Below are 21,636 nucleotides of genomic sequence, written 5' to 3' on the forward strand. Positions count from 1 at the left end.
TTATTACGTATCCTTTCAATTGGCGGCAACTGAATCGAATCATTTGTTGAACCACTAGCTAGACTGGACTCGGTAATCACAAGTTTCTGACTTTAGTCGGAAGTGGTTGACCTTTGCAACGCGTCCGCAACCTTGGCTTGTAGAACTGGTATGACCGCTGTTTCAAACCAGGGATTGCGCTTTTGCCAACCGTAGTTCAGTGGGGACGGGTGTACGAGCGGGAAGTAAGCTGGCAGGTAGTCTTGGTAGTGTTGAACGGTGGCCGTTAGCGTTTTTTGTCGGCTTTTACCCAAGTACGTTTTGATAGCGTACTGCCCCACCAGAATGGTTAGCTGGATATTGGGCATTAAGTCCAGTAACGGTTGGTGCCACTTAGCCGCAAAGTCCTTACGTGGGGGTAAGTCGCCACTCTTTCCCTTACCGGGGTAGTAAAAATCGATCGGCATGATGGCAACTTGGTCGTTGTAAAATTGGTCACGGGTGACCCCCATCCAGTCGCGTAACCGGTTGCCACTAGCGTCGTCAAAGGATTTGTTGGCGGCCTGCGCGACTCGGCCGGGGGCTTGACTGATAATTAGAATTTTGGCTGCTGGTGCGACCTGAATTAAGGGTTGCCAGCCCTTAGCCGTAAACCCCGCGTTTTCGGGGTCCGTCATGATAGCCTGCTTGATAGTTTCAATGTTATTCACCGTGTAAACCCACTTTCTAATTAGTTTTTTGGAAAGCACATAAATCCGTGCGCTGGTTAATTGTTAATCTTGTGTTGCAAAATAACATTTATTATTATATAAATATGGTAATGATGAGTTTTTGGAGGAGGAAGTTATGTTGAAAAGATGGGGAAAATTAGTACTATGTGCGCTGGTAGCGCTATGTAGCGTTTTAGTCGTTACGGTCCAACCCGCGGCAGCTAAGAAAACTTACACGCGAACACCGACGACCAAGGTTAGTCGCAAGACCTACTACTCCACGAGTACGACCGCGTACACGTATAAAGCCAATGGTAATTATAAGCGTTGGACGTTTAACCGCAACCACGCGCTTAAGAACTATCGTAACACGATTTGGACCCGGAGTTCCAAAACGTATATTCGTAAGAATGGCAAAAATGTCCTGTACTACTACGTTCGTAATAGTAAAAATGGGGCCAGTGGTTGGGTCTGGAGTGGCTATTTAAAACCAATCAAAACGTACCACCGGACGCCGACGACTAAGGTCAGTGCCAAGACCTACTATTCAACGAGTACGACTGCCCATACGTATAAGGCGAATAGAAACTATAACTATTGGACATTCAAACGTAATCACGATTTAAAAAACTATCGGAATACGATCTGGACTCGAAGTTCAAAAACGTATATTAATAAAAACGGTAAAAACGTGCTGTATTACTATGTTCACAACAGTAAGAACGGTGCCAGTGGCTGGGTCTGGAGTGGCTATTTAAAACCAATCAAAACGTACCACCGGACGCCGACGACCAAGGTCAGTGCCAAGAAATACTATTCGACGAGTACCACCGCGTACACTTATAAAGCGAATGGTGATTATAATAACTGGACGTTTAAGCGTAACCACGCGTTGAAAAATTATCGTAATACGGTGTGGACGCGCAGCTCTAAGACGTACATTAACAAAAACGGTAAAAACGTGTTGTACTACTACGTTCGTAATAGTAAGAATGGGGCCAGTGGCTGGGTCTGGAACGGCTACTTAAAGCCGGTCAAGGCGACGCCGAAGCCAAAATCAGAAGCAACGTTGGTTGCACAAAGTAAAGTGGCTAAAAAGGCTCAACAAATCGTCACGGTCGTGCAAAACGGTAGTTCGACGGCCACGTTACACCTGTGGCAAAAGCAGGGGAGTACTTGGCGTCAAAAGTTGAGTGCGGCTAGTCGGATTGGTAGTCGTGGTATCGGACAATCACGTGAAGGAAGTAGTACGACCCCAATCGGTGCCTACCATCTGAGCTTTGCGTTCGGGAAAGCTCGTAACGCCCAGACAGCCGGGATGCCGTACCGGCAGATTAAGTCGACTTCGTACTGGATTTCAGACTTGAATGACCGCCAGTATAATACTTGGCAAGAGCGTCGGTCGGCTAACAGTAAGAACGAGCACCTGATCGATTATACGAAGGCCGCCCCGCATAACCAGTACGAGTTAGCGGTCGTCATGGATAATCACGGTCAAAATAACGGTTCCGGGTTCTTTATCCACGTTAAAAATCAGTGGGCAACGGCTGGGTGTGTTTCAATCGACCTGAATCAAATGCGCCAGCTTACCCGTCAACTGGGGACTAAGGCCTACGTAATCAACGTTCAAAAAGTGGCCCAGTTAGCAAATTATTAGTTAGGGATCAATTCAGGAGAATGGGCCCAAAGCCAGCTGACTTTTGGCGTCTGTTCTGACGATTATCAGATAGAGACGGAAAGTAGGTGCTTGCCCGCACCTACTTTTTTATTGCGTTCAAACGGTTACTAAAAAGTTTTACTTGTTTTACTAGAATTTAAGGTATAATTATTTATGAAAGCGGTTTATTACTTGGAGGTGCGAGTTATGAAAGTGAAAGAGGAAGTTTTTGGCAAGGTTGATGGGGAGCGGGTCAGCCGCTATACTTTAACGAATAACCATCAGACCCGGGTCGCCGTGATTAGTTTAGGGGCCACGTTACAGGAGTTTGTTGTCAACGAAAACGGGACGGCGCGACCGTTAACGATTGGCCTGAAAACGCTGGCGGATTATCAAAATAATGGTTTTAATATTAGCCAGACGATCGGTCGGGTTGCGGGGCGCATCGGTGGTGCCCAGTTTGAACTGGACGGGCAAACTTATAAGGTGGATATGAACGAAGAGACGCATTCGTTGCACGGCGGTTACCACGGTTTCACTAAGATTAACTTTGCCGGTCAGCTTGAAAAGACCGATGACACGGCTAGCGTTGTGTTAACCCACCACGTGAAGGCCACTGATGATCATTACCCGGGAAATATTGCATTGATCGTCAAGTTCACCCTCGATGATCAAGACCAATTGAGTATTGATTTTAGTGCTCAGACAGATGCGCCAACGTTGTTTAACCCGACCAATCACGTTTATTGGAACGTTTCGGATGGCCAGGAAGGGTTGGATCAACAGTGGTTACAAATTCATAGTGATCAACAATTGGAATTTGACGCGGAGAAGGTACCGACCGGACGACGGTTACCGGTTGAAAAAACCGCCTACGACTTTAACCAGCCCCGGAACTTACAGCGAGCGTTGGATGAGCTGGCTGTCGAAAACGGTAAGGTTGAATTTGACGACGCTTACGAAGTGACCCCGAGCCTGAACGAACCGGTGGCTTCGCTGGGCGATGTCGGCGGTAAACGTCGGGTTGATGTTTATTCTGACCGGAACGGGTTAGTGATTTTTACGGCTGATCCGGTTAACGGGGCCAAGCAGGACGCCCACCAGTATAATTCGGTGGCGACTGAAGCCCAGACGTTGCCGGACGCCATTAACCATCCGGGCTTTGGTGACATTACGTTACGCCCGAATTACCCGGCAACCTACCACATTATGTTTGCTTATCAGTATCTAGGCGAGTAAAAAGTAAGGGCCGCATCCGAAGATGCGGCCCTTACTGTACCTAATAGTTACTGTTAGTGTACCACAATATAAATATATTTGTAATAAAAGCTAAAGAAGCACCCGATTTTAGTTGACAAACGGACTGGAAAGGCTTACATTATGTTTAGTAAAATTTTAGTAAATCGATGATGGAGGTTCCGACAATGGAAATCGCTAACTTACAAAAAGAATTCAAAGAAACCTTTAACCGTGATTCAGAACGGGTCTTTTTCTCACCCGGACGAATTAACTTAATTGGGGAACATACCGACTATAATGGTGGCCACGTTTTTCCTTGTGCAATCAGCATTGGGACGTACGGCGTTTACGCAGCCCGGACGGATCAGACGGTGCGGATGTTTTCCGCCAACATTCCGGATCAGGGGATCGTGAGCTTTGACGTGAATGACTTGGCGTACCAGAAGGCGGCCGGGTGGACGAACTATCCGAAGGGCATGATGTACGAGTTAGCTAAGGCCGGTGCGAGTTTTGACCACGGCTTTGACCTATTCGTTCACGGCAACTTACCCGACGGTGCTGGCTTATCTTCCTCGGCCTCAATCGAACTTTTGATGGGAACGATTTTGCGCAGCACTTTCAACTTAACGGTCGGGCAATTGGAATTAGTCAAGCTCGGCCAAAAGGTTGAAAACGACTATATCGGGGTTAACTCGGGAATTATGGACCAGTTTGCGGTCGGGATGGGTAAAAAAGACCAAGCGATTTTACTGGATACCAATACGATGGCTTACGATTACGCGCCGGTCAACTTGGGCGATAACGTGATTGTGATTATGAACACCAATAAACGGCGGGAACTGCAGGACTCCAAGTATAATGAGCGGCGTTCGGAATGTGAAGCGGCCCTGACCCGGTTACAGACCGCGCTACCAATCAAATCATTGGGTGACTTAAATGAGGATCAATTTGACCGGGCCGCCTACCTGATTAACGATGACACCCTAATTCGCCGGGCCCGCCACGCCGTCTTTGAAAACCGGCGGACGATTCGGGCGACCGAAGCCTTGGCAGACAACGACCTGGACACCTTTGGCCAGTTAATGACCGCGTCGCACGTCTCATTGCATTTCGATTACGCCGTGACCGGGCAAGAATTGGATACCTTGGCTGAAACGGCCTGGGCACAACCCGGGGTGCTGGGTGCCCGGATGACCGGCGCTGGTTTCGGGGGCTGTGCGATTGCAATCGTGGCCAAGGACCAAGTGGCTAACTTTAAGAAGAACGTTGGCCGGGTTTACGCGGAAACGGTCGGTTACGAAGCTGACTTTTACATTGCGGAAATCGCGGACGGACCGCGCGAATTGACGGTGGAAGCTTAAGTCGAATTAACGGAGGTAATAAAATGGCAGTGTTAGTTTTAGGGGGCGCCGGCTACATCGGCTCCCACATGGTTGATCGGTTAATTACGAAGGGTTATGACGTGGCGGTCGTTGATAATTTAGTGACCGGCCACCAAGCCGCGATTAATGCCAAGGCCCGCTTTTACGAAGGCGACGTCCGCGACCGCGACTTCATGAACTCGGTTTTTGATCAGGAAGACGTAGAGGGGGTCATCCACTTTGCCGCCTTTTCAATCGTTCCCGAATCGATGAAAAATCCGCTCAAGTATTTTGACAATAATACGGCGGGGATGGTCGCGTTACTAGAAGTGATGGCAAAACACGACGTTAAGCGAATTGTCTTCTCGTCAACCGCCGCAACGTACGGCGAACCAGAACGGGTGCCGATCGAGGAGGGCGACCCGCAAGTACCAACCAACCCGTACGGTGAAAGTAAGTTGGCGATGGAAAAAATCATGCACTGGTCAGACCTGGCTTACGGGATTAAATTCGTCGCCTTACGGTACTTTAACGTTGCCGGCGCGAAGGCGGACGGGAGTATCGGTGAAGACCACCACCCGGAAACCCACCTCGTACCGATTATTTTACAAGTGGCGGCTGGTGAACGTGACCAACTCCAAATTTTTGGCGACGATTACCCGACGCCGGACGGCACCAACGTGCGCGATTACGTGCATGTCGTTGATTTAGCCGACGCCCACATCTTGGCGCTGGAATACTTAAAGCAGGGGCATGATAGTGACGCCTTCAACCTCGGCTCGTCAACCGGCTTTTCAAATAAGCAAATGTTGGAAGCGGCCCGCGAAGTGACCGGTCAACCAATTCCGACCGTTATGGCACCGCGCCGGGCAGGGGATCCAAGTACGCTGATTGCGGCTAGCACGAAGGCGCGGAAAGTGTTGAACTGGCAACCGCAGTACGACGACGTTAAAGAAATTATTCGGACCGCTTGGAATTGGAAACAACGTCATCCTAAGGGGTACGCCGATCGGGAGGATAAGTAACATGACCGTTTTAACTCAATTCGTTGACGCCGTGATTGCGTCACCGGCCCCTTATCAGGACTTGGATCGTATTTACGTGACGAACCGGGTGCTCGGGCTCGTTGGTGATGCGATACCGGCCACGGCGGCGGAACCAACGTTGACCGGCTTAGTGGCGACGTTAGTTCAAGCGGCAATTGACAATGGCCGCATCGAGGCCACGACAACCGACCGCGAAATTTTAAGCGACCAGTTGATGGCATTTGTGACGCCGTTACCGTCCGCGTTAAACCAAACGTTTTGGAATAAGTATCAGCAAAGTCCGCAAGTGGCCACCGACTATTTTTATCAGCTTAGTCGGGCGAACGACTACGTTAAAACCAAGGCGATTGCTAAAAACGTGGTTTTTGATGCGGCGACGGACTTTGGCGACTTAGAAATTACCATTAATTTGTCAAAGCCGGAAAAGGATCCTAAGGCGATTGCGGCCGCGCGTAACCAGCCGCAAAATGGGTACCCGCTATGCCAACTATGTATGGAAAATGAGGGCTACCGCGGTCGGCTCGGTTACCCGGCCCGTAGTAACCACCGAATCATTCGAATGATGATCAACGGCGAACCGTGGGGCTTCCAATATTCGCCTTATGCCTACTTTAACGAGCACGCGATCTTTTTAGACGCGGTTCACCGGCCAATGGTGATCAACCGGCAGACGTTCACTAACTTGCTTGAAATCGTCCACCAGTTGCCACACTACTTTGTCGGCAGCAACGCCGATTTGCCGATTGTGGGCGGCTCAATGTTGTCGCACGAACATTACCAGGGCGGACGCCACGACTTTCCGATGATGAAGGCACCGATTGCGAAGAAAATCGACGTTGGCGTGGCCGGCGTCAGCGCGGGGATCGTGAAATGGCCGATGTCCACGATTCGGCTACAATCCAGTGACCCGTCGGCGTTAGTCGATGCGGCGGTCAAAGTTCACGACGCGTGGAAAGACTATTCGGATGAAACGGTTAACGTCCGCGCTTATACGGGGAAGACGCGCCACCACACGACGACGCCGATTGCCCGTAAAGTCGGCGATGATTACGTGCTAGATATCGTTTTGCGTGACAACCAGACGTCCGCAACTTATCCGGACGGTATTTTTCACCCGCACCAAGACGTTCAGCACATTAAGAAGGAAAATATCGGTTTGATCGAGGTCATGGGGCGGGCGATTCTACCAGCCCGTTTGAAGACCGAACTCGCCGAAGTTGCAAAATATTTGCTGGGACGGCATAATCAAATGGTAGCGATGCACCAGCCGTGGGCGGATGCATTGAAAGCGAAGTATCAATTTAATCAAGATAACGTAACGGAAATTCTGAACCAGGAAGTTGGCCGCGTATTTGCCCGCGTTTTAGCGGATGCCGGGGTCTTCAAGTGGGATAAAGCCGGGGCGGCTGCCTTTGACCGCTTTATTGCCACGTTGAACTAGTTCAAAATGCCGTTCAATCAGGGGGCAGAACATGGCGGCAACGTTAAAAGACATTGCGACCGAAGTTGGCGTTTCACTAGCAACGGTTTCGCGGGTATTAAATAAGGACCAATCACTGTCCGTCAGTACCGAAACGCGGCAACGGATCTTTGAAGTGGCGGAAAAGCTACAGTATTCAAAGGGCAAACGCCACGTATCGGTGACAGCGCGCAAACGGCTAGCCGTCGTTCAGTGGTACTCGGAATCTAAGGAACAAGATGACCTGTACTACATGTCGATCCGGATGGGGATTGAAAAACGTGGTCAGGCGCACCAGTTTGAAGTGACCCGCATTTTCCAAAATAATTTGGAACAGCTGGGTGACGACATTGATGCGGTGATTGCAATTGGAAAATTCAGTCCGGAACAGGTTGCCGGGATGGCCGCAGTTACTGATAACTTGGTTTTTGTTGATGATGACCAATTCGAAGCGGGCTATGATAGTGTGGTCACTGATTTTCAGTTGGCTACCGAACGGGTCGTGGCTTATTTTTGGCAACAAAAAATTCACGCAATTGGTTTTATTCATGGTCACGAACGGACGACCGATAACGCGGTCGAAGTGGTCGATCAACGGATGCTGGGCTTCAAAGCTGCAATGGCGCGTCGCCACGCCTATGACCCTAAGCTAGTGTTTGAGGGAGATTACACTAGTCAGTCGGGATTCAAGATGATGCAACGGGCAATTAAAACGCTGGGCAAACAGCTACCACGGGCGTTCTTCGTTGCCAACGATCCGATGGCGGCCGGGGCGCTCAAGGCCCTGCAGTCTTCGGGCATCCAGGTGCCGGAACGGGTCAAGCTATTTAGTTTCAATGACACGTCGTTAGCCACGTTCGTATACCCAGAGCTCAGTGCGGTCAGGGTGGATACTGACCTAATGGGAACGACGGCGGTCGACTTGATTGTTAGCCGTTTAGAGGGCCGACTAACACCACAGCGGGTCGAACTTGGAACGCGACTAATCGAACGCGACAGTACGAAGTAGGTTGTTTTTACTCCGTCAGTTTAGCGGCTGGCGGGGTCTTTTTTGCAGGTGAGGTTACGGGGAAGATTGACCCACCTGATTTTTTAATGACATGTTTGTGTAGAAAGGAAATTTGTTCATGACAAAAATGAAGTATCATGATTATTTATCAACTAAGACGGACGTTCCAACAACGGCGCAGGACGTGACCTTCGCCAGTGCACGGGCGGTGACCCGGGCGCGTGAACGAACCGGCTTGACACAACGCCAATTGGCCGACTTGGCCGAAATGCCGCAATCAACGATCTCGCGGATCGAACGCGGGGCCAATACCAGCGTTGACACGCTATCTAAGTTAGCGGCGGCACTGGGTAAGACGCTAAAAATTAGTTTTGAATAGATTGTAATTGAAAACGGGTGACCCGCAAAAAGTGCGGGTCACCCGTTTTATTTATGAAGTAAAAGTAATTAGGCTAGCGTAATCTGTTCGTAGGCCGGACTTTGAATGACCTTGGAAAAGGCTACGAGTGCGCAGGCACCCAGCGCCCCACGAGTTTGTTCATACGGTAAGATTTGAACCTCAGTGTTTTTCTTAGTCGGAATGAATTGGAGCTGGTTAGCAATCGTGGCGCTGATTCGCTGATTGAACTCGTGACGTTGAAGGATCCGGCTATTGATGTAAATAGCGTCTGCGTCACACATCATTAGTAGGTTGGCGACCGAAATGCCCAAATATTCGATGCCCTGATCCAAAATATCGGTCATGTACTGGTCACCTAGTTCGTAGGCGGCGAGCACCGTTTTTAAGTCGATCTCATCGGCGCTGTTTACCAGCGAATGGATCAGCGAGGCTTCGGACAGCTCGAATAACTGCTTGGCCCGTTTGATCAGCCAAGTTTCCGAAATAAAGGTTTGTAAGCAACCGCGTTTACCACATTCACACTGGGTCCCGCGGGGGTTGACGACCGTGTGCCCGATTTCGCCGATGTAGTAATTTTGCTTCGGGTGGAGGCTGTTCGGTTCGATAAATGAACAGAATAGCCCGAACCCGACCTGCAGAAAGAGGAACTTTTCGGGCGTTGTTTCCGCGTTGAATAGGTAGCGTGCGAGTGCCATCGCTTCGACGTTGTTATCGGCCAGTACCGGGAAATCAACTTGTTGACGGACGATTTCCAAGTCGAAGTCGTTCCACATCGGGTTGTTCGAAATAATCGTGTGCTTGTCGATGTCGTAGTGCCCCGGAATTGACAGCCCCAGTCCGAGTAAGTTGAGGTCGGGATTGTTAGCCTGCATGGTCTGAACGAGCCCGACGATCGTTTCGTTAATTGGGTGAGCCGCCACTTGGTCGTACGGAATGCTCTGGTGGTCGATCAAGGTGCCCGTAATGGTTGTAATGACAGCGGTCATCCCGGCCAGTGTAAAGTCGATGCCCATTAAAGCCCCGTAATCGGGATTGAGTGAAATGACCTTTTGCTTTCGGCCGGAGCCCTTAGTCTTCGTGACTTCCGCGCCGGTTTCAATGACGAGGTCGTCGGCAATCAGCGCCGTAACGGTTTGCGAAACGGTCGCGGGGGTCATCGCGGTCCCCTGGTAAATTTCCGTTCGCGTTGCCCGCGGATGGCGGTATAAAAATTGGATGGTGCGGGTGTAGTTACTGCGATTAATTTGTTCGTTTTTCATCTTCATCACCAGTTTTAATTATAATTTAAAAATAAAAGGGAAACAAGCGCTAGTTTTAACCAAGAGAAGTATAGAATCCGGCTAATAAGCGAATGTGAGCGTCATCAAATGAGCGATTTTATTTATTATATATAAAAAAAGGCTTGATTATCCGGTGAAACATGTTATTATTATTTTTGAAATATAAATAAAGAAGAGGAGATGTTACGGATGCACGGATTCATGAACTTCCTACAAAATAAGTTAGCCCCAGTCGGCGAACGTATTAGCAAACAGCGCCACTTAAAAGCACTGCGTGAAGGTTTCATGCTAGCAATGCCCCTAATTCTCGTTGGGTCGATTTTTCAATTATTAGTCAGTTTTCCCATTACCAGCTATACCAATTGGTTAGCAAAGACGGGAATTGGTGACGTTTTAAACCGGATGGTCAATAACAGTTTTGGTCTGATTGCGTTACTCACCACTTTCGGGATTGCCTACCGGTTGGCACAATCTTACGATACCGAAGGGTTACCAGCCGGGGCCCTCTCGTTAGCCAGCTTTCTTTTAGCCACACCGTCAATTGCGGATAAAACCGGGGTTGCCGGGATTCCTTACAGCGGAATCGGTGGTCAAGGGCTCTTTTCAGCCATTGTGATCGCGTTCATTACGGCGGAAATTTATCGTTGGTTTATCCAAAAGAACATTACCATCAAGATGCCGGATAGTGTGCCGGCCGTCGTGGGGCAATCGTTCATGGCGTTAGTTCCCGGTGCGGTCATTTTAATTTTCTTCGCGTTAGTTAACGCGGGATTGAAAGCGCTTAATATCACGAGCTTAAACGCCCTGTTAGCAATTATTGTGGGTAAGCCACTGAGCTTGATCGGTGGGAGCTTAATCGGGGCCTTCGTTGCGATCCTACTTAACTCACTGTTCTGGTTCTGCGGGGTCAACGGTGGCCAAGTGGTCAACACGGTGATGCAACCAATCTGGTTACAATTTACCGATGAAAACCGGGTGGCCTTACAAGCCGGTGCGGAACACTTACCAAACATCATCACGCAACCATTCATTGACTTATTCGTCTATGCCGGTGGTGGCGGTGCTACGATTGGTTTAGCACTCTGCTTGATGTTCTTTAGTCGCAGTAAGGAATACAAAACGTTAGGGAAGATTTCCGGGATTCCAGCGCTGTTTAACATTAATACCGCCATCCTGTTCACGTTCCCGACGGTCTTGAACCCAATCATGATGATTCCATTCTTGTTGGCACCGATTGCAAACGCTGCCATTACGTACTTTGCCATGGTACTCGGGTGGGTACCGTTGACGACCGGGGTAACCTTGCCGTGGACCACGCCGCCAATTATCGGTGGGTTCTTAGCAACGGGTGGTAGCTGGGCAGCAGCCTTGTTACAAGCGCTCTGCGTTGTCCTGTCGTTCTTTATTTACTACCCATTCTTCAAGGTTGCGGACCGTGCCCACGTTAAGCAGGAAAAAGAAGACGTGACAACCAAAGCAACTACCGAACAAGCATAGGAGGAGATTAGCGTGTTAATTTCAATTGCAACTAATCGGGCGGATCAAACCTTACAGTTTGCCGCCGAAGAATTACAAGCTCATTTAACCAAAATGACGCCGGCGAAAATCACGCTGGTCGGCGACACGCCGAACGCCACCATTCGGGTCAACTGGGTTGCAGATGACGAAACGCTGGACCATGTGGTGATCGACCAACGGGACGGCCGTTGCGCCATTACGGGGAACCGCCCGGTCGCAGCCTTAATCGGGGTGTACGAATATTTACACCATCTGGGGGCCCGTTTCCTGCGCCCAGACAAGGCGCACGACCTATTACCAGCCGTCAGCGCGGAATTTCTCTTGGATGATTACCACTACGACCACGTGGCGAGTTATAAGCACCGCGGCGTCTGCATCGAAGGGGCGGATTCCGTTGAAAACATTGTTGATTTCATCGATTGGTTACCTAAAAACGGGTACAACAGTTTCTTCGTTCAGTTCGAGAATTCGTACACGTTCTTGAAGCGGTGGTACGACCACGAATCAAATAACTATTTGGAACGGGAAGCACTCTCAACGGCCACCATTACGGCGATGAACAATGCCATTGACCAAGCTATTCAGGTTCGCGGGCTGCACCATCACCGGGTCGGCCACGGTTGGACCGGTGAAGTGCTCGGGTACTCATCCAAGTTTGGGTGGGAATCCGGCGTGACCCTGCCGAAGGAAAAGGAGCCGTTGGTGGCACTAGTCAACGGTAAACGGGCCTTGATCAACGATACGCCGATCTTTACGAGTCTGGACTTTGCTAATCCGGAAGTTAATGAAAAGATGGCACGGGTGATCGTGGATTACGCGGCAACCCACCAAAACGTTGATTACTTGCACGTTTGGCTATCGGACGCAAATAATAACATTTGTGAGTGTGACATTTGCCAAAAGACGACGCCGTCAGACCAATACGTTGAATTCTTAAACTTATTGGATGAAAAGTTGACCGCTGCCGACCTTGATACCAAAATTTGTTTCTTACTTTACCATGAATTACTATTTGCACCGCAACACGCGAAGATCAAGCATCCGGATCGTTTCACCATGATGTTTGCCCCAATCAGCCGGACGTTTGAAAAGAGTTACGCGGACGTTGACTACGAACACGGGATTCCCGCCGCGACACCGTACGTTCGAAATGACATTACCTTGCCGAATTCACTGGAAGCCAACCTGGCCTTCTTATTCGACTGGCAAAAGCAGTTTAACGGCGACAGTTTCGTTTACGACTACCCGCTTGGCCGGGCCCATTACGGTGATTTAGGTTACATGCGGATCAGCGAGATTATTTCCCGCGACATTAAGTTCTTGGATCAGCTCCACCTAAATGGTTATATTAGCTGTCAGGAATTACGTTCCGGCTTACCGACGACCTTACCAAACTACGTGATGGGGCGGACGTTGTGGGACAAGTCAGCCGATTACAACGACCTGTGTGACGAGTACTTCACGGCGGCCTTCGGTGACCAGGGTGGCCAAGTTCGCGCGTACCTTCAAGCGATTTCGGATCATTCTAGCAGTGACTACTTCAATGCGATCGGCCCGCGGCATAATCCTGAAATGGGCCAACGGTTCGAAAAAATCGTTTCGTTGACGACCGACTTTTTAGCCACGGTTAACCAGGCGTTACCCGAAACGACCGGCGTGCAACGGCAAAATTGGCGGGTGCTGGATTATCACCGCCAAGCTTACGGCCAGTTAGCCCTGGCGCTGGCGGACATTGCCAACGACCAGACCAGCTTAGCCGAAGCTGAATGGCGCGGGTTCGTTGACTTCATTAAGTTACACGAATCCCAGTTCCAACCATACCTTGACGTTTACCGAATCATTGAAGTTGCGACTAATTATGCGGGTTTTCAATATAAAGACCCGGTTAAGTAAGAGTTAACCCCCAATAGCGCCTTACTTAATATTTCCCCCAATAAACTAGGACTCGAGTTCTGTAAAAGTGAACTTGAGCCCTAGTTTTTGTGATTGGTATTTTTATCATAAATCCAACACTAGTTCGTGCGAATTCTCCAGGATTGTTAGATAATGGAAAGAAGAGCGCACCGGTGAGGAGGCCTAAAAGTGGCACAAGCGGAGCAAACCACAACTGAACAGCCAAAATTACAGAAAAGCCAAAACCGGCATACCCGTTTTCGAACGATTGTGAGCGTGTTGCGGCGGTATAACGTTTTGAGTAACCTCGCACGCCAAAAGCACCCTGAGCAGGTGCGGGCCGCCTTCGAGGAACTCGGACCGACCTTTATTAAAGTGGGCCAAATTTTATCCTCGCGAACCGACATCGTCAAGCCAGAGTTTGCGAACGAGTTTAAGCGGCTGCAAGATAACGTTAAAGCGGACGACTTTAGCGTGGTCCGGCAAACGATTGAACGTCAAACTGGTAAGCAACTCGAGGAGATTTTTGCGGATTTTGATCCGCAACCGTTCGCGTCGGCCTCGATGGGGCAGACCCACCACGCAACTTTACTGAACGGTCAAAAAGTTGTGGTAAAGGTGCAGCACCCGGGCATTGACGCCGAAGTTGCGCTCGACATTTCGCTGTTTGAGCGGGCGTTACCGTTGCTACGCTACATTCCGGAATCTTCGGTTGTCGATTTACGCGAAATGGTGGCGGAAATCAAGCGGTCCCTGTTCAACGAACTGGACACCAACATTGAAGTCCAAAACGGGACCCGCTTTTACCAGTTAAATGATCACAGTGACATTATCCGGGTGCCACGGGTGTACGCGAAATACAGTACGCAAAAGGTGCTGGTCAACCAGTACATGGCAGGGACTAGCATTCAGCACTTTATGGCGCAGGTTCGCGCGGCGGATCAAGCTAACGACCATCAATTAGACGATGTGCGGCAGTATTTAGCTCGGGCGCTGGTCCAAAACTTTTTGAAACAAGTTTTTGAAGACGGCTTTTTCCACGCTGATCCGCACCCCGGCAACATCTTATTACGCCAGTTACGACCGGGCGACGTTGATTTTGACGAAGCGGTTCCGCAACGGACGGGTAAGATTGGTAAACGGCGCTTGCCGCCGTACCGCTTGGTCTACTTAGACTTCGGGATGATGGGTGAAATCAGCCCGGCGTTAATGAGCGGCATTGCCAACGTGGTGATCGCGGTTACGACCGAAAATACTCGCCAGGTCGGTAAAGCAATTTTGGCGATTTCAAACCGTACCGGTACGGTCGATGAAGAGGCCTTTTTTAGTGAATTAGCACCGTTTTTAAGCCAGTATTATAACTCTGGTCTTGGCGACATTGACTTTCAAGGCTTATTATTTGAAATGGTCAAGGTTTGCCGTAACAACAATATTCAGATGAACCCAGCCGTCACCATGCTGGGCAAGGCTTTTGGGACCATCGAGGGAATCGTGGAAACGCTCGACCCAACCTTGTCGATGATGGACGTCGCTCGGCCGTTTGCTCGCAAGTATATGCGCGAACACCTGAACTTGCGCAACGAGCTAGAAGACGGCTTGTTAGCCACTCTAAAAGGGTTACAGGACGCTCCTAAGTTACCGTCGCGGCTATTAGCCGCCTTGGATACGTTTGATAACGGGCAAGCGCGGGTCAACCTGGTGTTCGCACACCGCAAGCAGTTTTTGGACCGGATTGATGCCATGGTCAATAAACTTGTTTTAGCGGTCGTTTTGGCCGCCCTGATCGTGGGGTCGTCACTGCTCGTGCAGAGCCATTCCGATAATAGTTGGATTACTAACATCGGGATTTTCGGCTACGTAACGGCCGTGTTAGTCATTATTGGCTTGATTATTCGGACGTTGCACCGCTGGTATCAGCGCTGGCGCGGCAAACTATAACGGACTAGGTAGTAAAAATAAATTTAATTAAGGATGATTATACGGGATGGCAAAAGAGATTAAAGCACAATTAACGCAACTTTCGATGTACGAACGGGCAATTTTGATGTATTGCCTACACGCTTACTTTAAAAGTGGTAACTATACCACCAAACTACCGTTAGGCGAGATGCTCCCGGACCTTGCCATGATGTATACCACTAGTTCAAAAATTGACCCGCTCCCTAATTTAACCCAGTTGAGCACGCCGGTTTTGGCCGCCGACGTGGCGGTTTTTGACCAGCTGCGCTTCGAACCGGCCAAGCAACAATTAGTGGCCACCTTAAACCGCCAAGCAAACTTGAACGGCCTCTTGAAAATCGTTGACGATTAAGGCTGAGCGAACCGATTAGTCGCAATCGCGCACCCCGTTCGCTAAAATGAAAGTCTAATTTGAGTTGAAGGGGTCGATAACGTGGTGATGCGTGATTTGAACATTGGAACAAAGTTGGGACTGGCCGTCCTGAGCGACCGTTGGTACGGGTTGGTACTCTGTAATTTAACCGCAACGCCCGCGGATTTTATGACGTTGCGCAGGCGAGTGCGGGGGATCGGCACGCTCGAGTTACTGACGGTCCTCGCTAAGATGAACGGCTTGCAGTTAGTGACGGAAAGCGACCACTACCGTTACCAGCTGACGCCAACTGGACTAGCTTTACAACAGTCGTTACGGGCGCTTGAAAGTTGGGGCGACCAGATGATCGTGGGCATGCACTGAACGCAGGCAATAGTGGGCTAACTGGCTTTGGACGCGGGTTGCGACAATTACGATAGCGACAATTACGATAGCGACAATTACGATAGCGACAATTACGATAGCGACAAAAAATAAGCTGTGACTTTTTAGTCACAGCTTATTTGCTGACATGGAATCTTATTCTTCGGAACCTAAAACGCGGGCACAGAAGGCGGCTAAAATGGCCCCAACTTCTGGCGCAACGATGTAGACCCACAGGTGTGATAAGGCACTACCACCGGCGAAGATGGCTGGTCCGATCGACCGGGCCGGATTTAAGGACCCACCGGTTAAGTTCAGGGTAACGATAATTAAGAAAGCTAACGTAATCCCGATGACTAAACCAGCGAAGTCGCCGTTGCCGTGGTCCTTACTGGTGACGTTCAAGATGACCATCAAGAACAGGAAGGTGATCAGGGCTTCAACGAAGAAGGCCATACCGGCGCCGATTTTTGGAAAATCGGTTTGGCCCAGCGAGTTAGTGGCTAAGCCGAGGGCACTAACAAAGCTGCGAACGGCGGCTGAGGCAACGATGGCCCCCACAATTTGGGCGATCACGTAGCCGATGGCATCGGCTACGTCAATCCGCCGGTTGATCAGCATTGCGGTCGTGACGGCCGGGTTGAAATGCCCGCCTGAAATGCCACCGAACGCGTAGGCGGAAACGGTGATGGCTAACCCGAAGGCTAACCCAATGGCGAGGACGTCGCCCTTAGCAATGACGACGGTTGCGGTCCCTAAGAAGACCAGCATGAATGTGCCGAGAAATTCGGCTAAATATTTGCGCATAATTAACGCACTCCTTTATAAAAAATTGCTACATAAGTTATCTTACAATACTTTTCGCTTGGTGGCGCCAAAAAAACGATAGATAAATGATAATATCAATAATCTTTGCACAATTATATTAATCAAGTAAATAATTGAAATTGTTCAATTATATTGGACTTGGAAGCTTGTCAGAATAAGTTTCCTAATTTTTTTCACGAAAAAAAGGAGGTTTGATCCAAGGTAAGTTCAACGTTCAAACTGGTGGGAAACGTGGTGAAACACCGCGGTTCGCTGACGGGCGAAACTGTTTTATAATGGGAGTATTGAAGAGAAGGGGGCAACAACATGCGATTTTTACACACGGCCGATTGGCATATCGGTAAGAAACTCCACGGCTTTGACTTAACGGCGGAACAGCAGGATGCTTACGAACAAATTCGGCAAATTGCGCTGGATGAGCGGGTCGACGCCGTTGTGATTGCTGGTGACTTGTACGACCGCAGTGTGCCGAACGAAAAGTCGGTCACCCAGTTGGACGCCATGCTACAAGACTTGAACCTGACCCACCAACTACCGGTACTCGCGATTAGTGGTAACCATGATAGTGCCCCGCGGTTGCGTACCGGGAGTCCGTGGTTTACCGCAACTAATTTTTATTTACATACTAAGCTCAGTCAGGCGTTTACGCCGGTCACGCTTGGTGATACCCAGTTCTTTTTACTGCCCTACTTCGAACCGTTCGAAGCCCGGCGGTACTTTGACGACCCCGAAATTACGACCGTCCAAGCCGCGATGGTCAAAATTGTGGCGACGATGAAGTCAACGTTTGATCCGGCTAAAAAGCACGTCTTAGTGGCGCACTTTTTTGCGGCCGGCAGTTCGCACGTTGATTCGGAAACGCAGGTGATGGTCGGCGGGCTTAACGTAATTCCGGTCAGCGACCTGGCCGACTTTGACTACGTGGCGCTAGGCCACTTACACGGTAAGGACGCGTTGCACGCCGAACGGGTTCGGTATAGCGGCTCGCCGTTGAAATTCTCGGTTTCGGAAGCCGACCAGCAAAAGGGCGTCTGGATCGTGGATACCGACCCGTTTACGCTGACGTTTAAGCCACTAACGCCGTTGCGCGACGTTCGGATTTTAAAGGGGGCCTTCGATGACTTAACGGCGCCCGACTTTTACCGTCAGCAGCAAGTCGACGACTACCTTGCGATTCAGTTAACCGATCAACGAGTGATCCCCAACGTGATGCAGGCGTTACGGGAAATTTATCCGAACGTCATTGAGTTGGGTCGCGCGGACGGGCCGGTTAAGTTGGCAGAAGAACTGACCCCGGTCGACCCGCACTTAAATCCGAGTGAGTTATTCGATCAATTCTTTGAAGAGACTACCGGTAGTGCACTGACCGAGCAACAGTGCAAGTGGGCGCAAACCGCACTGACCGCAGCCAACAAGGAGGACTAAAATGCGACCGTTAACCTTAACTTTAAATTACTTTGGTCCGTTTCGGCACCAGACGGTGGACTTCACCGCCTTTAGTGACTTTCCGGTTTTTTTGATCAGCGGTAAGACCGGGGCTGGGAAGACGACGATTTTTGACGGTATGTGCTTTGCTCTGTTCGGCGGGACGTCGGGCGGCGATCGGCAGGTCAAGCAAATGCGGTCGGACTTCGCCACTTTTGACGACCAGACTGAAGTGACCTTCACTTTCGAACACCAGGACCAGACGTTTAAAATTATCCGCTCACCGGAACAGAAAGTTGCTAAGAAACGCGGGAGTGGCACCCATTTACAAAAGGCGGCCGTAGAACTTACGGTTTTTGACGCGAACGGTCAGGAAGTCGACCAGTTAAAAAAGGTCAACGCCGTTCAAACGTACATTCACGAGTTGTTACAGCTGACCCGCGAGCAGTTTTCACAAATCGTGCTGTTACCGCAGGGCCAGTTTCGCCAATTCTTAATGGCTAATAGTGATGATAAAGAAAAAGTCCTGCGTGACATTTTCGGGACGAGCCTGTACAGCCGCTGGGCGCAACAGTTGAAGGCCCAACTAAAAGCCCAACAAGAAGCCAACCGTGACGTGACGAGCCGGTTAACGACGTTACAAAGTCAGTTACAGTGGCAACACCCCGAAGACGCCGAAGGGTTAACGCCGCAAGCGGCGGTCGATGCCCAGAGTCAGGAACAAGCTGAATTATGCACCCAATTGGCCGCCCGCAAGCAGGCCCTCGATGCGGCCGACACGGCGCTGACCAGCGCGCGAACGGCGCAAACGGCCGGTGAAACGTTACAACACCATTATCAACGCCAGACCCACCTGCAAGCTGAGCTGGGCGAACTCACGTCTAAGGCCGCTAAAATTGACGCCCAGCGCCAGCAAGTGGCGGCACTAGAAAGCGTTCAAGCGATGGCGCCCGCTTACCAGCAACGCCAGGACGTTCAGCACCGAATTGAAATTTTAACGCAACAAGTTAGCGAATTAACTGACCGGGCGACGACACTAACGACCCAAGAAAAGCAGCGTGCTCATCAGCTCCAGGCGTTAACGGCTAAAAAAGTGGCGGCCGACGCGCGCCAAGCGCAGATTACCACCTTAACTGCTCAACGACCAGTGTACGAACAATTAGCACACACCCAAGCGGGTCATGCGCGAGCCCAGCAGCGGTTACAAGAACAGCAACACGCGGTCAGTTACGTTAATAAGCAGCTCGCAACGGTGACGGCAGAGCGGGAACGGCTTACGCCGGTCGCCGCGGATCTGAGTGCGGCGTTGACTCAGCAACGGGAGTTAGACCAACGGCGACAAAGTTTACGTGAACTGACCCAACAAGCGGCACTAGTTCGCGACCAGCAACGCCAGCTTGACCAGTTAGCCGCCACGGTGACGGCGCAGACGGCTACCGTAGCAACTTGTCGGCAAACGGCGCAGACCAAGTTGGCGGCCTACCAGCAGTTAGATAGCCGCTGGGCCAGCGCCCAAATTGCCATTTTGAGCAAACGGTTGTTGCCCGGGCAGGCCTGCCCGGTTTGCGGCTCGCCGGAACACCCGCACCCCGCCCCAACTGACCAACTAACGGTCACCGAAGACGAGGTCAAAGCGGCGCAACGGGTCAGCACGGATGCTGGTCAACAGTTGGCGGCGGCGGAAAATCAACTCAGTGCCGACCAAACCCAGTTAGCGACGGCACAAACGGCACTCAATCGGGCCACGACTGAACTGACTACGGCGATGACCGAATCGCTGGGAACCCCGAACACGCCGGCAACCGTGATGCAGCAGTTAGCCACGGCTAGTCAGCAGTTAAAACGCGAAATTCAGAAAAGTGAACAGCGGGTCGTGGCGGCTAAGGATGCGCAGCGGCAACTCGAAACACTAACGGAGCAGCAGCAAGAAGTCAGTGACCAAGTCACGCAAACCACCGCAACCTTAACGAGTTATAAGGAAGAAACCTTAAAATTAGCGACCCGTTTGAATGATTTGGAACAACAGCGGTCGGCCGAATATCCGGACCTGAACAGCTTAAATGATCAGATTGAAAAATTAGGGCGTGAGCAACGGGCGTTCCAGGACGCTTACCAACTCGCCACTGATACGTTGACTAACGTTCAACGGCAGTTAGCCGCGACCCACGCACAACTGACGACCATTCAGGCCCAGTTGGCTACGGCCCAACAAAATGAGCGCCAGCAAACCGACGACTTAACGGCCGCCATGCAGACGAATTGGCAGGCGGTCGATTTTGACCGCTTGACACAGTTAATGGCGCAACTGCATAATTTAGCACCGCTACGACAGGCGATTAGCAATTACGAGCAACGTCAAAGTTCGTTAACCGGTCAACTAAAAGCGGTTCAACGAGAAATTGGTCACCAAGCGCAACCAGACCTAGAAAAGCTGGCCGCGGCCGTTACAGCCGCCAATACGGCCAAACAAGCGGCCCAGCAGGCTTATTCAGAATTAGACCAGTTGTTAACGGCTAATCAACGCTTAGTTGAACAAATGCAGGCGACCCTGGCCACCGCTCGCAAGCAACAGACCCAGCTCGCCGAAATGGCACAACTGGCGAACGTGGCTAACGGGAGCGGCCCGCAAAAGTTAAGCTTAGAACGTTTTGTCTTACAAACATACCTGCAAAAGGTCCTGCAGACCGGTAATCAGCGACTGCAACAGCTGACCCGCGGGCGCTACCGTTTCCAACTGGATCAGCAGCAGGGGACGTACCGTAACGGCACCGGCTTGGAAATCAACGTTTACGATGATAACGCCGGTAAGGTCCGCAGTGTGCACACCTTATCGGGTGGTGAAAGCTTCGTGGCGGCGCTATCGTTGGCGTTAGCTTTGGCAACGGTCATTCAGGAACAGTCCGGTGGAATTAAAATCGACGCGCTGTTTATTGACGAGGGGTTTGGCTCGTTAGATGAAGAAGCACTCGACATGGCGATGGAAACCCTCCAACGGGTGGAGGGCCAATCACGGATGATTGGGATTATTAGCCACGTTAGCGAGTTGGAGGAACAGTTGCCGGCGCAGTTACAAGTAATTCCGCAGGGTAATGGTGAAAGTGTTGTGAAATATCAGCTTGGATTTGCATAAATGTTTC

17 protein-coding genes are annotated in these 21,636 nt (G+C 50.6%); 14 read left to right on the forward strand and 3 right to left on the reverse strand.

The annotated features are described in order from the left end of the window. Positions 1–92: 92 nt before the first annotated feature. On the reverse strand, positions 93–689 hold the full coding sequence (locus FFM82_RS02000; protein WP_371852229.1) for a uracil-DNA glycosylase family protein: 597 nt from the start codon (positions 687–689) through the stop codon (positions 93–95). Positions 690–825: 136 nt separating this feature from the next. Here FFM82_RS02000 and FFM82_RS13630 point away from each other — a divergent pair, with 136 nt between their 5' ends. The 7 genes from FFM82_RS13630 (at position 826) to FFM82_RS02035 (ending at position 8,839) form a co-directional block, all read left to right on the forward strand. After that, positions 826–2,346, forward strand: a complete 1,521-nt coding sequence (locus FFM82_RS13630; protein WP_174795683.1) for a hypothetical protein — start codon at positions 826–828, stop codon at positions 2,344–2,346. 207 nt (positions 2,347–2,553) lie between these two features. After that, on the forward strand, positions 2,554–3,585 hold the full coding sequence (locus tag FFM82_RS02010; protein WP_137644201.1) for an aldose epimerase family protein: 1,032 nt from the start codon (positions 2,554–2,556) through the stop codon (positions 3,583–3,585). A 185-nt stretch (positions 3,586–3,770) separates the two neighbouring features. Next, positions 3,771–4,946 (forward strand): galactokinase, encoded by a 1,176-nt coding sequence (locus FFM82_RS02015; RefSeq protein WP_137644202.1) that lies wholly within the window; start codon positions 3,771–3,773, stop codon positions 4,944–4,946. A gap of 23 nt (positions 4,947–4,969) precedes the next feature. Beyond that, complete coding sequence (gene galE / locus FFM82_RS02020; RefSeq protein ID WP_137644203.1) at positions 4,970–5,971, forward strand: UDP-glucose 4-epimerase GalE; 1,002 nt, start codon at positions 4,970–4,972, stop codon at positions 5,969–5,971. 1 nt (position 5,972) lies between these two features. Continuing rightward, complete coding sequence (locus FFM82_RS02025) at positions 5,973–7,433, forward strand: UDP-glucose--hexose-1-phosphate uridylyltransferase (RefSeq protein WP_137644204.1); 1,461 nt, start codon at positions 5,973–5,975, stop codon at positions 7,431–7,433. A gap of 31 nt (positions 7,434–7,464) precedes the next feature. After that, positions 7,465–8,460 carry a LacI family DNA-binding transcriptional regulator gene (locus FFM82_RS02030; RefSeq protein WP_137644205.1) on the forward strand — a complete coding sequence of 332 codons (996 nt, stop codon included), beginning with the start codon at positions 7,465–7,467 and terminating at the stop codon, positions 8,458–8,460. A 118-nt stretch (positions 8,461–8,578) separates the two neighbouring features. Then, positions 8,579–8,839 (forward strand): helix-turn-helix domain-containing protein, encoded by a 261-nt coding sequence (locus tag FFM82_RS02035; RefSeq protein ID WP_137644206.1) that lies wholly within the window; start codon positions 8,579–8,581, stop codon positions 8,837–8,839. Positions 8,840–8,907: 68 nt separating this feature from the next. On the opposite strand, the gene FFM82_RS02040 is transcribed toward FFM82_RS02035, so the two are convergent. Then, positions 8,908–10,119, reverse strand: a complete 1,212-nt coding sequence (locus FFM82_RS02040) for an ROK family transcriptional regulator (protein WP_170178175.1) — start codon at positions 10,117–10,119, stop codon at positions 8,908–8,910. 210 nt (positions 10,120–10,329) lie between these two features. Between FFM82_RS02040 and FFM82_RS02045 the strand changes: the two genes are divergently transcribed. The 5 genes from FFM82_RS02045 (at position 10,330) to FFM82_RS02065 (ending at position 16,246) form a co-directional block, all read left to right on the forward strand. Beyond that, entirely contained in the window at positions 10,330–11,637 is a 1,308-nt protein-coding gene (locus FFM82_RS02045) for a PTS sugar transporter subunit IIC (protein ID WP_137644208.1), read from the forward strand. A 12-nt stretch (positions 11,638–11,649) separates the two neighbouring features. After that, positions 11,650–13,551: a DUF4838 domain-containing protein gene (locus FFM82_RS02050; RefSeq protein ID WP_225425582.1), complete on the forward strand. Its 1,902-nt coding sequence runs from the start codon at positions 11,650–11,652 to the stop codon at positions 13,549–13,551. Positions 13,552–13,740: 189 nt separating this feature from the next. Then, the gene (locus FFM82_RS02055; RefSeq protein WP_137644209.1) at positions 13,741–15,489 is read left to right on the forward strand and encodes an ABC1 kinase family protein; all 1,749 of its coding nucleotides are present in this window, start codon (positions 13,741–13,743) and stop codon (positions 15,487–15,489) included. 46 nt (positions 15,490–15,535) lie between these two features. Next, a complete protein-coding gene (locus FFM82_RS02060; protein ID WP_137644210.1) occupies positions 15,536–15,862 on the forward strand; it encodes a hypothetical protein in 327 nt (108 codons plus the stop codon). 87 nt (positions 15,863–15,949) lie between these two features. Next, a complete protein-coding gene (locus FFM82_RS02065; protein ID WP_225425590.1) occupies positions 15,950–16,246 on the forward strand; it encodes a winged helix-turn-helix transcriptional regulator in 297 nt (98 codons plus the stop codon). Positions 16,247–16,402: 156 nt separating this feature from the next. Here the strand turns inward: FFM82_RS02065 and FFM82_RS02070 are convergent, their stop codons facing one another. After that, a complete protein-coding gene (locus FFM82_RS02070; protein WP_137644212.1) occupies positions 16,403–17,053 on the reverse strand; it encodes an MIP/aquaporin family protein in 651 nt (216 codons plus the stop codon). Positions 17,054–17,380: 327 nt separating this feature from the next. Here FFM82_RS02070 and FFM82_RS02075 point away from each other — a divergent pair, with 327 nt between their 5' ends. Next, positions 17,381–18,499: an exonuclease SbcCD subunit D gene (locus FFM82_RS02075; protein WP_137644213.1), complete on the forward strand. Its 1,119-nt coding sequence runs from the start codon at positions 17,381–17,383 to the stop codon at positions 18,497–18,499. Position 18,500: 1 nt separating this feature from the next. Then, positions 18,501–21,629, forward strand: coding sequence for an AAA family ATPase (locus FFM82_RS02080; RefSeq protein WP_137644214.1), 3,129 nt, complete (start codon positions 18,501–18,503; stop codon positions 21,627–21,629). Positions 21,630–21,636 lie beyond the last annotated feature (7 nt).

This window comes from Lactiplantibacillus plajomi, from assembly GCF_005405405.1.
Lineage (GTDB): Bacteria > Bacillota > Bacilli > Lactobacillales > Lactobacillaceae > Lactiplantibacillus > Lactiplantibacillus plajomi.

Bases quoted from the DNA above. Each gene is read 5' to 3' on its own strand.
- FFM82_RS02035 (WP_137644206.1), top strand. From the start codon at position 8,579: ATGACAAAAATGAAGTATCATGATTATTTATCAACTAAGACGGACGTT.
- FFM82_RS02010 (WP_137644201.1), top strand. From the start codon at position 2,554: ATGAAAGTGAAAGAGGAAGTTTTTGGCAAGGTTGATGGGGAGCGGGTC.
- FFM82_RS13630 (WP_174795683.1), top strand. From the start codon at position 826: ATGTTGAAAAGATGGGGAAAATTAGTACTATGTGCGCTGGTAGCGCTA.
- FFM82_RS02080 (WP_137644214.1), top strand. From the start codon at position 18,501: ATGCGACCGTTAACCTTAACTTTAAATTACTTTGGTCCGTTTCGGCAC.
- FFM82_RS02015 (WP_137644202.1), top strand. From the start codon at position 3,771: ATGGAAATCGCTAACTTACAAAAAGAATTCAAAGAAACCTTTAACCGT.
- FFM82_RS02045 (WP_137644208.1), top strand. From the start codon at position 10,330: ATGCACGGATTCATGAACTTCCTACAAAATAAGTTAGCCCCAGTCGGC.
- FFM82_RS02060 (WP_137644210.1), top strand. From the start codon at position 15,536: ATGGCAAAAGAGATTAAAGCACAATTAACGCAACTTTCGATGTACGAA.
- FFM82_RS02075 (WP_137644213.1), top strand. From the start codon at position 17,381: ATGCGATTTTTACACACGGCCGATTGGCATATCGGTAAGAAACTCCAC.
- FFM82_RS02025 (WP_137644204.1), top strand. From the start codon at position 5,973: ATGACCGTTTTAACTCAATTCGTTGACGCCGTGATTGCGTCACCGGCC.
- FFM82_RS02070 (WP_137644212.1), bottom strand. From the start codon at position 17,053: ATGCGCAAATATTTAGCCGAATTTCTCGGCACATTCATGCTGGTCTTC.
- FFM82_RS02065 (WP_225425590.1), top strand. From the start codon at position 15,950: ATGCGTGATTTGAACATTGGAACAAAGTTGGGACTGGCCGTCCTGAGC.
- FFM82_RS02030 (WP_137644205.1), top strand. From the start codon at position 7,465: ATGGCGGCAACGTTAAAAGACATTGCGACCGAAGTTGGCGTTTCACTA.
- FFM82_RS02040 (WP_170178175.1), bottom strand. From the start codon at position 10,119: ATGAAAAACGAACAAATTAATCGCAGTAACTACACCCGCACCATCCAA.
- galE (WP_137644203.1), top strand. From the start codon at position 4,970: ATGGCAGTGTTAGTTTTAGGGGGCGCCGGCTACATCGGCTCCCACATG.